Annotated in this window: 9 protein-coding genes; all 9 read right to left on the bottom strand. The window is 32.6% G+C overall.

What is annotated here, in order from left to right:
• Nucleotides 1–313 precede the first annotated feature (313 nt).
• Nucleotides 314–1,708, bottom strand: coding sequence for an FGGY-family carbohydrate kinase (locus JG780_RS07795; RefSeq protein WP_287569948.1), 1,395 nt, complete (start codon nt 1,706–1,708; stop codon nt 314–316).
• A gap of 125 nt (nt 1,709–1,833) precedes the next feature.
• Nucleotides 1,834–2,871, bottom strand: coding sequence for a KamA family radical SAM protein (locus JG780_RS07790; RefSeq protein WP_287569946.1), 1,038 nt, complete (start codon nt 2,869–2,871; stop codon nt 1,834–1,836).
• Nucleotides 2,872–3,201: 330 nt separating this feature from the next.
• Nucleotides 3,202–6,195, bottom strand: coding sequence for an alpha-mannosidase (locus tag JG780_RS07785; RefSeq protein WP_287569944.1), 2,994 nt, complete (start codon nt 6,193–6,195; stop codon nt 3,202–3,204).
• Nucleotides 6,167–7,219 (bottom strand): GntR family transcriptional regulator, encoded by a 1,053-nt coding sequence (locus JG780_RS07780; RefSeq protein ID WP_012580124.1) that lies wholly within the window; start codon nt 7,217–7,219, stop codon nt 6,167–6,169. Before JG780_RS07780 ends, JG780_RS07785 begins: the two co-directional genes overlap by 29 nt.
• A 14-nt stretch (nt 7,220–7,233) precedes the next feature.
• Nucleotides 7,234–8,172, bottom strand: coding sequence for a glycoside hydrolase family 130 protein (locus JG780_RS07775; protein ID WP_287569941.1), 939 nt, complete (start codon nt 8,170–8,172; stop codon nt 7,234–7,236).
• Nucleotides 8,173–8,186: 14 nt separating this feature from the next.
• Nucleotides 8,187–9,005, bottom strand: a complete 819-nt coding sequence (locus JG780_RS07770) for a carbohydrate ABC transporter permease (RefSeq protein ID WP_004101577.1) — start codon at nt 9,003–9,005, stop codon at nt 8,187–8,189.
• 12 nt (nt 9,006–9,017) lie between these two features.
• The gene (locus JG780_RS07765; protein WP_004101579.1) at nt 9,018–9,899 is read right to left on the bottom strand and encodes a carbohydrate ABC transporter permease; all 882 of its coding nucleotides are present in this window, start codon (nt 9,897–9,899) and stop codon (nt 9,018–9,020) included.
• A gap of 56 nt (nt 9,900–9,955) precedes the next feature.
• Complete coding sequence (locus JG780_RS07760; RefSeq protein WP_287569939.1) at nt 9,956–12,610, bottom strand: endo-beta-N-acetylglucosaminidase; 2,655 nt, start codon at nt 12,608–12,610, stop codon at nt 9,956–9,958.
• Nucleotides 12,610–13,878 (bottom strand): ABC transporter substrate-binding protein, encoded by a 1,269-nt coding sequence (locus JG780_RS07755; RefSeq protein ID WP_012580127.1) that lies wholly within the window; start codon nt 13,876–13,878, stop codon nt 12,610–12,612. Before JG780_RS07755 ends, JG780_RS07760 begins: the two co-directional genes overlap by 1 nt.
• Nucleotides 13,879–13,926: the final 48 nt, after the last annotated feature.

Here is a 13,926-nt window from a genome sequence, read left to right as displayed (position 1 = left end):
TTTGTTGTTGCTATAGGAGATAGCTCTCCGTTTGATGATGGAACCGGGGATAAAAATGATATATTACACGACGGTTGGAGCTATGGTGATGATGCCAAACTTGCGGTTAATATAGTTAAATTTCTTTCATCTCACTAATTTTAACTAGCGCCTAAGGGGGCGCTAGTTTTTTAATCGTTGTTATATGTTAATTTTTTGATGTTGGAATAAATGTTACGTAGTGAAGAATAAATTTTTTTGTATGCTTTTTTGTATAATTCATTGTAAATCTCAGCTTCTTCTTTGTCTGGGTAAAAAACTTTACTGTAGTGAATCATATTTTTATTGCTTCATCTATTGTAGAATGTGCACCAAAGATGCACAATGCAGCACCAAGGCCCGAAGTTTCATGAGTTTTTGGTTTATAAACTGGGAGGTTAAACATATTTGCTGTAATTTGACATATTTTTTCACTTTGTGAGCCGCCTCCAGAGACTGTGAGCTTTTTTATTCTTATTTTTCCTCTTTTTTCTATTCTTTCCATTCCGTCTTTTAATGCAAAATTTATACCTTCTATAATTGCTCTGTAAACATGACCTTTTGTATGATAATCGGAAAATCCGATTATAGCTCCCCTTGCATTTGGCATATCAAGGCCTGGTGTCCACATAGGATGCAAGATTAACCCTTCAGATCCAGCGGGTATGTTATCAAGAAATCCATTTAATATTATCTCTGGAGCAACGTTTAATTTTTCTGATAATTCAAGTTCTTTTTCTCCAAATTCTTTTATAAACCATTTTACAAGCCAATAGCCTCTAAATATTTCAATTTCTGGATTATATGCATTTGGAATAACCGCTGGATATGGTGGTATGAAAGGAATAGGTTCAAAATATTTTTTTGAAGTAGTCTGAATGGTAGCAGTTGTCCCAAAACTTAAACTTGCGCAATCTGAAGATGTACATCCAGAACCAATAGTTTCACATCCCTTGTCTGATCCAGAAGTTATAATAGGTGTACCTTCAGGAATTCCCGTTTGGCTTGCAACTTCTTTTGAAATTTTTCCAACAATTGTGCAAGGTGGAACAAGCTCTGGAAGTTTTTCTCTTTCAACTCCAAATACTCTCCATCTCCAACTATTTTTGTTTTTTGGCCACCTTTGGTGTTTATAATCAAATGGGATATGTCCAATTTGAGAGGCGGTTGAATCTATGAACTTACCTGTGAGTTTGAATAATAGATAACCTGATAAAAGCAGAAATTTGTAAGTTTTGTCCCAGATCTCAGGTTCGTTTTCTTTGATCCAATTTGGTCTTGATTTTCTATATATTCTTATTGCAGTTTCTTTCATTTTAATTATTGAAAAGGCAATATTTTCGAAAAAATTAAGTGGATTTTTGTACGAAGATTTTCTTTGATCAAGCCAGATTATAGCAGGTCTTAATGGAACACCATTTTCGTCTACCAAGACCGCTGTATCCCTTTGTGTAGTTATACTGACACCAATAATTTTTTTGAATTTTTCTTTGTTTCTTTCTTTTAAAGTATTAACAGCTTTACATAAAGACTGCCAGTAGATATTTGCATCTTGTTCTGCCCATTCTGGATTTGGTGAATAGTATGGGGTGTATGGGATCTTTACCATATCGTGCAAATTTCCAAATTCATCAAAAAGTAAAGCCCTAAGGCTTTGGGTTCCACAATCTATGCTAAGTGCAAATTCCAATTATCTTCACTCCCTAAATAATAGTTTGGCCAATTAAATTATATCTTAAAGGGGGAAAAAATTAAAATGAAGGTCGGAAAAAAGTTTAAGGAAGAAAATAAGCCATGGATGTCCATGGCTTATTTTTAAAGGATTGGATTTTCTACAACATACTCTTCAACAAGTTCGGTATAATCATCGAACCAGTATGCGTTTGGATTTCTTTTGTATACCATTATTTTTCCAGCGTTTTTTGGATCATGTGCACGTTGATATCTAAATATAACATGTTCCTTTGTAAGAGCAGAAACCTCTATTTTTCCTGTCTCATGTGACATTGCAAATCTTGCTCTTTTTGCAAGTCCTGATACATTCATGATTGCTTTTAAGAATATTTGATAGGCTTCTTCTACTGGAACTGCAAAAGGTTTATTTCCTGCAACAGGCCTTCCTTGAAATACATAGTATGGAGGAACACCTATGAATGAAAGTTTTTTGAATAGTTCCATAAGCGTTTTCCAGTCTGCGTTAACACCTTTTATCAAAGGTGTTTGATTTGCAAGAATTGCCCCCGCTTTTTGAAGCATATTTACAGCTTTAATAGCTTCTTTAGTTATTTCTCTTGGATGGTTAAATTGTGTCATGATGTATATTTTCTTTTCATCAGTTGAATATTTTTTGATTAATTCTATTAATTCAGGATCTTCGGTGATTCTATATGGATTAAATGCGACCATTTTACTTCCAATCCTTATTATTTGAACATGATCAATTTCTCTGATCTGACTTATTATTTTTTCAAGTTTTTTTGTAGCAAGTAATAGTGGATCGCCACCGGTTAATAACACGTTTGTTATCTCTTTGTGTTTTTTTATATATTCTAGATCTTCAGAAACATCTCTAACTACTTCTTCTCCTACATTGATAAAGAGGCGCTTTCTAAAACAAAATCTACAAAATCCACCGCAAACATCGTTGACTAATAAAAGTGCGGTGTCTCTGTATTTGTGTTGTAAGCCTTTAGAAATTGTATAGGATTTTTCATTTGAGGCATCGAGTCTTCCCCATTCTTCTAACTCACCGATTTGTGGGATTATTAAATTTCTTATGGGATCATTTGGATCATCCCAATTAATCAATTTTAAATAATAATCATTAGCTCTAAACTTGTACTTTTCCGTCACTTTTTTTAACTTGTTTTTTTTCTTCCTCGGAAAGTTGTGGAACTTTTTCGATTTTTGTGATGTAGTTTACTTGCATGAGGATTCCTCCTTTCTTTGTGGTGGGATTTTGTAGGAAAAAGGGGCATTTTCATTCTAACAATTAGATTTTAATTTAATACTACATATCAGAAAATATCAAGTAACATATTTATATCTTTTTTATTAAATATATAATATTTTTTTAAGCAAAAAGGCTTGAAGAGAATTATGGAAAGGTAGGCTACACAGCGGTTAAAAAAATAATATAATAAAAATATAATCCCCTTCCTTATTTAAAGGAAGGGGATTTTTCTAAAGCTTGCATATGAATGTGTATATTTTAAATGGCTCGTATTCTAAAATTATTTTATTATTTTTCACACTTATTTCTTCTTTAACTTCCTCTAGTATATTTGAAAAATATGCTTTTTTTAAGTTTTCAATCTCGATTTCTAATGTTCCGCTTGTCCCAACAACTTCAGCAAGTCTAAGCACTATAGTATTTTGCGCTAACTTTTTTAGTGCTAGTATTTTAAAGTTATCAGGAGAAATTCTTACTGAAAAGCCCTTAGTATCGAATTTTTCCAGTGCAGATATTCTTTTATTAAAGTTATCAGCGATTTGTATAGTATCTTTAACACTTGAGCTTTCAACAATTGCATATGAAAATTCGTGGAAGCCTTCATCTGCAAAAAAATCAGGATATGTTCCAGCTTTTATTAGTGAAAGCCCAATTACGTTGTTGTCAACGCTGTGACCGTATTTTCCATTGTTAATTATAGACACTCCAAAGTCAGGTTGAGAAATATTTACCCACCTATGTCCTAGAACTTCAAAGCGGGCTTTTTCAAAATTAGTATTTTTGTAAGTTGGCCTTTCAATGTATCCGGCGTCAAGATCAAATTTTGCGTATCTACTTAATACATTAGTTGGAAATAAAGCTTTTAGCAAGCTTCTTCTAAGATGCCAGTCAATTTCTGTTTTTACTTCAACCAAATTTGAATCTCTTTGAAGAATGTAATATTGAACAATTTTTGAATTTTCTACTTTATATTCAACTTTAATCACTTTCCTTATTGGTCCTTCCTCTACTACTTCGATTTTATTTGCGTTGAGTTTTCTTCCACTTTTTGCATAATTTGCATCGATATCCCAGTTTTCCCAGTAATATGGAATGTCTTTGTAAAGCATTAAAATATTTCCACTATTTTTGAAGAGATATTTATTAGTTTTTTTGTCGAATATATTTATGCTTCCATCTTCAAATATGATAAGTTCTATTAATTTATTTTCAAATGGTTTGTCTTCAAATTCTGGTATTTTATCTTTGATATTTAACTGTATAGTTTCAAGGGGGTTAATGTATTTATCTATATAATAAAGATACTTTCCATCGTACGTTTTTTGAACTTTTAGTGATTTTCCATCTAATTCAAGATTTAATAATTTATTAGATTCAAAGTATATTTTTTGTTTGAATGAAGAAGGATTAAATATTACGAGTTTGTTTTTACTAGTTTTTGTTAGAATTTGTCTTTTAATAGTTTCTGCTTTTTCTAAAACTTTATTGAGATCTCTTTCTGCGTCTTGATATACTTCGTGAATTGAGGAACCAGGCAAAATATCATGAAATTCATTGTATAAAACTATATCCCAGAGCTCATCAATTTCTTCTTGATAATTTTTTCCATAGAGTGCGTTTAATATTTCAATTTCTCTTAGTTTATCTTCGCATTTTTTGTGTAATATTTTTGTTCTAGATTGTGAGGTGAGTGTTCCCCTATGAAGCTCAAGATACAACTCTCCATCCCAGACAGGGATATTTTCTTTTGGAAGATTTTTGGTAAAGTCATCTACAGTACTGTATTCAACTTGTGGTATTCCTGGGATTTCCTTTAAAGCGTAGTAGTTTTCACACATTTCTTCTGTTGGACCGCCTCCGCCATCACCGTATCCAAAGGACAGAAGAATTGAAGATGTTATATCCTTATGCCTAAAATTTTCAAATGTGTTGATTATAGATTTGGCTGAAATTTTTCCGTTATAGCCTTCTTCCATGTTTTTGTAGCTGTAATAAATGACTTCACTACCGTCTATACCGCGCCATTTACATAAATCGTATGGAAATTCGTTTGATTCGTTCCAGTAAAGTTTGGTTGTGACAAAGTAGTCTATGTTAGCTTCTTTTAATATTTGTGGTAAAATCCATGAAAAGCCAAAGACATCGGGGAGCCAGCAAGTTTTAGATTTTTTTCCAAATTCTTTTTCAAAAAATTTTTGGCCATAGTAAAATTGCCTAATTAATGATTCAGCGGAGGGAACATTACAATCAGATTCAACCCACATTCCTCCAACAGGCTCCCATCTATTTTCGGAAACTAATTTTTTTATTTCTTCAAACAACTCAGGATAATTTTCCTTTATATCTTTGTACATTTTTGCAGAAGATTGTGTGTAGATAAACTCTTTGTATTTTTTAGAAAGAGTTACTGCATTTGAAAAAGTTCTTGCTATTTTTCTTTTTGTTTCGTTTATGGGCCAGAGCCATGCATAATCTATGTGTGCATGACCAACTACAAAAACTTTTCCATACTTTGGAAATGGAATATTTTTAACCTTTTCCTTAAAGTTATTAAATTTTTCTAGAAAACTTTTTTTTACATCACTGTTATTTCTGGAATTGGTGTATTCAAGTTTGGGTGGATTCCATACACTCTTAATTTCTTGTATAATTGCCGGATTGTCTAGAACATTTTTTAGATATTCTTTAGTATTTCTTGGAACATAAATAGATGAAAGAAACTCATCGGTAATATTAATTAAAGCTTGTGCTAAATATTGGTCCGAGGTTTCTTCTGCAACCTGAATTACGTTATACACAAAGTTTAGGGCCTTTTTTAATTCAATGTCGTAGTAAATTAAGAAGGATTCGTTGAAAACTGGATTTTCTTTTGTTCCAAATAATCCTCTTGGAACAGTTTCAACCTTTATTGAATGAACATTTCCATCACAATATGGTGATAAATCAAATTCCTTATGAAATGGATTTATTTCTCCTACTGGTTGTTCATCAATAAATATAAGTGTTTCACCACCAAACCATGCTCTTAAGTATGTATTTTTACTGTCAATTTTAAATTCATTTTCGAATGTAATTTTTTGGAGAGACCATTCATATGGTATAGAAATTTCTTTTCCATCATGTTTCCAACCTTTGTATTCTTCACGTTTTAGAATGCAATATGGATATATTTCAGAAAGAGCTCTTTTTAAGTGACTAATTTCTTTGTCTTTTCCTCTGTACATTTTTCTCCTCCTCTTCTTTGCATCCGCAAGATTTTCTGATTATGAGTTTTGATTCAATTTTATTTTCAAGTTCTACCTTCTCGTTCTTTATGAGACTTACCATTAATGAAGCAGCAGTTTCTCCAATAAGAGATAAATCCTGATTTACGGTTGTAAGTTTTGGATTCACGATTTTTGAAACATAATCATTGTCGTATCCTAAAACTTTAATATCATTTGGAATTTTGATGTTATTTTGTAAAAGTGTGGTTATTCCCCTAACAGCCATCATATCATTGCAGAAGAATATTGCATCTACCTTTTTAGCAAATTTAATTATTTGTGAATAATCTCCGTCTATTTTTGGGACTTTGATTATTTCTGGAGAAAATTTGAGCCCGTCTTTTATACCATTGTATCTTTCATATACGCTTGAAATTGTCATATCTTCACTGGTTACATAAATTGCACTTTTTATTTTATGAACTTTTCTCATGTGTTCACCAAGCATTTTTCCTCCACTGTAGTTGTTGTTAATTACGGTAGGAACTGGAAAACCTATATCGATAGATCTATCAACAAATACAACTGGAAAATTATTTTGGAGTAGTGATTTTAAAATGTCGTTTGCTATGCTATTTACAGTTGGCTCCATAATTATTCCATCAACACCCATAGATAAAAGTTGTTTTATTGCCTGTTTTTCAGCTTCAAGATTCTCTACTCTTTCGACAACAAAACATTTGCTTCCAATTTTAGAGCAGAATTTTATTATTCCATAAACGATCTTTGTGTTTTGAACTATAATCCCTATTTTTTTCTTTGAAACTATATTTATTTCTGTAACAAATGTGCCAAGGCCAAATACTCTGGTAATGATCCCTTTTTTTTCAAGTTCTGCTAATGCCTTTCTTACAGTTGTTCTGGTTGTATTAAATTGCTCTGAAAGTATATTTTCTGATGGGATCTTATCTCCAGGTAAATATTCTCCTTTTAAGATTTTAGTTTCAAGATAATTTGCAATTTTCAGATAAAGTGGGATCATATTCGTTCCTCCTATTAATTTTCATATTTAAGCCAATCAATTATTTCATTTATATAGCCAAAGCAAAGTGCAGTAACTGTATCAGCTGCTCCATAATATATTGCAACTTTATTGTCTTCGACCAGTGCAGAAACTGGAAAAACTACATTTTGAACATCACCGATCTGTTCATATATCATTTGTGGTGATAAAAGATATTTTTTTGATCTCTTTATTACTTTCCATGGTTTGTCAAGGTCTAATAAAGCTGCTCCAAAACTGTAGACATAACCGTTGCATGATAAAAGTACTCCATGGTAAAATAAAAGCCATCCTTCCTTTGTTTCTATGGGGCTAGGTCCTGCTCCGATTTTAAGTGATTGCCATGGACTGTATCCTGACCCCATTACAAATCTATGATTTCCCCAGTGAATCATATCAGGACTTTCACTGTAAAAAATATCACCAAAAGGTGTATGTCCTTTATCTGACGGTCTACTAAGCATTGCGTATTTTCCATTTATTTTTCTTGGAAAAAGCACACCATTTCTATTGTATGGTAAAAATGCATTTTCTATTTGGTAAAATTTTTTAAAATCAAAAGTAAATCCAACACCTATAGTTGGACCATGATAGCCATTGCACCAAGTAATCCAGTATCTATCTTCTATATATACTACCCTTGGATCATATTTGTATTCACTTTCTATCTCTTCATTTTCTCGAATAAAATCTATAGTATTATCATCAATTTTCCAATTTATTCCATCTTTGCTAAAACCACGTCTTAAATTCATGTTTCTTTCTGTGTCATCAACTCTAAAAACTCCTGCAAAACCTTCTTTGAAATTTACAACTGCACTGTTGAATATGCTGTTTGAATTTCTAGCTTGATTTCTTTTAATTACTGGATTTTTTGAATATCTCCATATAACATCACTACAATCTTTTGATCTATCTTCCCAGGGAATCATCTTTGATCTCCTCCTTACTTCAATCCGGAAAGTTTAATTCCTTCGATTAAGTATTTTTGGGCCACAAAGAAGAAAATAATAGTAGGAATGAGTGTAAGTGTTGCGGCTGCCATTGCCTGATTCCAATAAGTTCCATATCGGCTCATAAACATTGGCATTCCAAGTGCAAGTGGATATTTACTTTCACTGGTTATATAAATTAATGGCCCCATATAATTATTCCAGCTTCCTGTGAATGTAAAAAGTGATATAAGTGCAAGAACTGGTTTTGAAAGAGGTAGCATAATTTTGAAGAAGATTTTAAAATCACTTGCTCCATCGATTCTAGCAGCTTCAAGAATTTCGTTTGGAATAGTATTGAAAAATTGTCTGATTAAAAAAACATTCATAGCACCTCCACCCAAAAATGCTGGAACTATAAGTGGAAGGAATGTGTTTAACCAGCCAAGTTTTTTGTATATTAAAAATACAGGTATCATTGTAACTGCTCCAGGTAGCATTATACTTGCCATCATTGTAGCAAATAAAAATTCTCTTCCGCGCCACTTTATTTTTGAAAAACCATATGCAACAAATGGAGCAGATAAAATAACTCCAATTAAGTTTCCTATGGTTATTATTATACTATTTTTAAGGTATGTAAAAAAAGGGAATTTTTCTAGAGCTTTTGCATAATTTGACCAATCTGGATTTTCAGGAAATATTTTTGGTGGAAAAGTTAATAATTCACTATCTGGTTTTAAGGATGTTCCAACCATCCAGAAAAATGGGAGTAAATAAATGAATGTTATTAAGATAAGAATTATTCTTCTTACTATATATGTATTTTTCATTGCATTCACCCCTTAATTTCCAAAATAATAAACCCATTTTTTTGAAGTGATAAAGTATATTATTGTCAAAACAAATGTCAAGAAAAATAATATCCAGGAAAGCGCAGAAGCATACCCCATATTCGTATATGTAAATGCGTGTTTATAAATATACATGGAAAGTGACATGCTAGCGTTAGCAGGTCCGCCATTTGTCAACAACATTGGAAGATCAAATATTTGAAGAGCTCCTATAGTTGAAGTAATAAGATAGTAAAGAATAGTTGGCGTTATTAATGGCAAAGTTATTTTTCTGAACATAGTAAAACTCTTTGCACCATCTATTTTTGCAGATTCATAAAGTTCTTTTGGTATATCTTTTAATGCTGCTGAGAATATAAGCATTGCGCTTCCAACACCCCATTGTGCCGCAATTATTATTGTAGGTTTTACCCATTTTTCACTACTTAGCCACAACGGGCCGTTAATTCCAAAAAGTTCTAAAATGCTGTTTACGAGTCCAAGGTATGGATGGAAAAACCATGTTACAACTGCAGAAAACGCAAATGCTGGGACAATTGATGGCATATAAATTGCTGCTCTATAAAATGAAACTTCTTTCAATGGTTTGTTCATAAGAAATGCTGTTGAAAGTGCCACAACAAGACCAAGTGGAACAAGTCCTATTGCAAAAACAAGTGTGTTTTTAAGGCTTTTCCAAAATAAAGGATCGTTGAATATTCTTTTGTAATTTTCTGTTCCAACCCATTTTACATCCGTTGTAATACTAAATTCGGTAAAAGAATAGTAAAAAGAAGCTATAAATGGAATTAATGTAAAGACTATAAAACCAATTAACCAAGGGGAAATAAATATAAGGCCTTTGCCAATTTCTCTTAGCTCTTTCTTTTTCAATCTAAATCCCTCCTGTGAATGCCCCACGTGCTAGAGCACATGGGGCGATAAATAGATTAGAATGATTCAAGTCCATATACTTCAATTTCATAGATTCTTGCAGCTTTATCTCCGACTTGTGTAGGAGTTTCAATAAATAACCTAAAGAATCTTGCTTTTACAGGTGCAAATGAATGTGTGCTTACTCCTTTTGTATTATTTCTTACTATTGCAACATCTTTCCAGTTTATTCCATCGTTACTTACTTGGAGTCTAAAATCTTTAGTATTCCAGTCAGCAGATTCATGTCCTGCTTCAGCGTGTTTTATGGTGACACTGCTAATTATTACTTCTTTTTCAAAGTCAATTACTATCCAATGTGGAAGATCTCCAACTGCACACCATTTACTATTGTTTTCAACTGTTCCATCGACAGCCATAGAAGGTTTTTCTGCTGGTACATTAGAGCTTGCGTAAGTCTTTTTATTTAAAGCAAGATTTTTAATTTCTTTTGCTTTTTTTGTAACCACAATTAGTGGATTGAATATTTTTACATCTTCCCCCTCGCTGTTTATTGCGACCAATATGGCAGGATATATTCCTTCTTCTTTATAAGTTACTGTAGGATTCCATTCTCTAGACACGTTTGGAGTTGCTCCAGGAAGAATCCATAGGACCTTTTCTGTAACTTCAGAAGAGAGATTTTTGAATGTAACAGTACTTTCTGGGAATATAATAGTGTTGCTTACTTCAAAGTTCGCCTTTGGCTTTGGATATGGAGGCCATTGAAATGTAACTTTTTTAGGAGTACTTTTTGTAAATCCTTCTGAAACTCCAACAACTTCCAGTGTGGTAAATTTTTCTTTCCCATCTCTTTTGATCTGAGTGATATATGTGTAAGGATTGTAGGATACCCATACAAGTCTTCTTTCACCATTTTGAAGAATTCTGTATATTTCATAGTATTTAGCTTTTGAATTTTCACAGTGAAGATTAATTTGAGCATAGAGAAGACCTTCTTTGAATTCTATATTGTCAATTTTTACATCTCCTACGTGTGTATCATAATTTTTGACAGGTATAAGTCCTATCATACCTAAGTTAAAGCTGTAACTTGTATCTTCTATTGCCACTATTTTGAGAGAAATTGATGTAATGGTTTTGTTGTTTTCTAAGTTGTAGATTGTATTAACCCAATCATTAAAGAATTTTAAAGGAAATTCTTTTGAAGTGTTGTCGCTGTAATTTAAAACTAAGGATACCTTTATATTTCCAGTGCCCTTTATTACACTTTCTAAAGTTGTGTTATCGTTGATTTTTAAATCTGTGATATATAAAGTTACATTTGTCTCTTGGTCTTTTTTGAGTTTTCCTTCAAATTTTAGTGATGAACCACCATAGTATGCATCTGAATAGTCAACTGATATATTTACATCATTTCCATCTATTTTCCATCTATATGTTGGGAATACATCCATCATGCTTCTATTATTCCATTCAGAATCTTTTGCGACTTTTCCGTCTATAAAGAACTTGTATCCATGTCCTGCATTAAAGAATGTTATAAACGGAAGGGATGTAACAGGGGATTTTTCTACAACGAATTTTGCAGGAGATTGCCACTTGTATTGTTCATAATCCTTATTCCATTCGATTTTGAAAAAATCTTCTTTTGAGTGGTAGTTTAGCACAGGATGGTCTGCTATCCAAAGGGTTTCTTCTTTATCCCAGAATTCTTTAATTTCTTTTGAGGAATAATAAGCCCAACTGGGGCAATAAAAACCTAATGATACTTTTAATTTTCCATTTTCATCTATAATTTTTGGCCAGTTTGAGTACGTATAGTATCCATTTGCTTGAAGATCAAATCCTACAAATACTCTGTCTTTAGATATATTGTATTTTTTCATAGTATTTATTGTGTTTTCAATAGTCTCTGGTCTTTTAAGTGATTGCCATCTAAAGTCTATAAATATTGCGTCGGAAATATACTTATCATTGTTTTTTAGAAAGACAACGTTTTTCTCGTTTAATTCACCTTGCCACTCTATAGCACCAGTATTTGACATTGAATCGTACCAGACTAATTTCATCCATGGAGCCTTTTCTTTTATGTAATTTAGAAAATCTATCATATCTTTTACATGCGAATCTTTACAGCCGTTTGTTTCTTGGTTTATAAACCAGCCATCAAAACCATAGTATTTTGTTATTTCAATTAATTTGTCTGCTATGACAAATTTTCCATTTTCCTTTCTTAGTAATTGATCTACCCAATTTCTTCTTCCTCCATATACATTAGGAGGGAAAAAGATTGTTCCAAGCACGTATACACCATTTTTATGGGCGGCATCTATTACATCTGCACTTGGTGGTACAATAATTCCTTCACCGGCTGAACCAGCCCAAGCAACTAAATAATCTACATATTGCCAGAAAGTGAAAGGGTATGCTTTAAAAGAATTGTTACTTCCTTGAGAAGGCATTCCACTGGTTGATGGATTCATTATTGATAAAGTCATTATTTTTATGTCTTTGCTTGCACTATCGGTAATAGGTGATCCTATAACTCTTCTTGCGAGTGGAACATGTGAAACGTTATAAATTGCTTGTGAGTCTGTTTGTGGGGACCAATCTAAAATATCATTTGGATACCAGTATGAACTTTCAGGAATTTGTGCAAAAATAGCTATAGAAAGAATTGAGAATAATATAATAATTATTTTTTTCATTATTTACCACCTACTCTTTGCATTATTCTGTCGTATTCTTCTTGTACTTCTTTTTGAGCGTCTAATAGAGCTTGCTCAACTGATTTTTGACCTGTTAAAACAAAATCTCTTGCTTCAACTAATTTGTCCCACAAAAGTGCGCCGACTGGAAGTGGTGGTCTTGTTTTTGCGTGATCCAGTAAATCTACAAAAACCTTTTGCGAAGGATCTTTCTTTAGAAAATCATCTACTGCAGGTTTATATGTTGGAAGGTGCAACGTATCAACTGAGTAAATTACTTGACCTTTTGTAGCAATAAAATATGCAAGTTTTGCAGCGGCTTCTTTATTTTTAGCACCTTTTGGAATTGCAAGGCTCCAACCACCGGCCCAGGTAACTGGGTGACCACTCTTTGTTGGAATACCAGTGATTTCATATTTAAAATCTTTAGGAGCAAACATTCTTAGCCCAGATATAGTCCAATTTCCATCGACGATCATTGCAAGTTTTCCTGCCGTAAATGGATTTAAATCCCCTATTTGCAGTGAGCCGAAAGCATTTAATGCTTCATAGCCAAATCTATCTGCCCATTCTTTTTGCCATTTATATGCTTCAATAACGCCTGGATCAGTTGCGAATACGAATTTTCCCGTTTTTTTGTCAAATACTTTACCTTCAAATGCATATATCCAAGTATATGGCCAACCTTGTGCATACCATGGTATAAAGCCTACAGTTTCATACCTTCCACGTTTTCCCTCAACGGTAAGTTTTTCAGCTACGTCTATCATTTCATATACAGTTTTTGGTGGCTTTGAATAGCCTGCTTTTTCTAAGAGTTTTTTATTATAAAGAAGAATTCTAACGTCTGTATCAAATGGTAGAGCCCACATTTTTCCATTGAAAATACATTCTTCAATGGCAAAATCGTAGAATTGCTTTTTCATTTCTTCGATATTTATTCCTGCCATTTTTAAATAATCTTCCATAGGTTCAAGAACATTGTTAGCAGCTCTTTGTGAGACAGTAAATCTATCTAGATAAACTAGATCTGGCCCTGTACCGGCTGCTACAGCTGTTAAAAGTTTGGTTGAATCGGTTTCTGCAGCAGGGACAAGTACAACTTTAACTTTAATGTCCGGATTTTCTTTTTCAAATTCTGCAATGATTTTGTCAATACTACTTTTATCAGGATCTCTTGAAAGACCATGCCAAAATACTACTTCTACTTGTGAAAATAAGATACTTACGACTAAAACTGCAATAATGACACTTAAAAATTTTTTCATGAAAACACCTCCCCTTTATTGTGGTTGTTAACTTGATTTTACAAGTTT

This window comes from Thermosipho sp. (in: thermotogales), assembly GCF_020054775.1.
Classification (GTDB): Bacteria; Thermotogota; Thermotogae; order Thermotogales; family Fervidobacteriaceae; genus Thermosipho; species Thermosipho africanus.
This window is presented reverse-complemented; position numbering and strand designations above follow the sequence as displayed.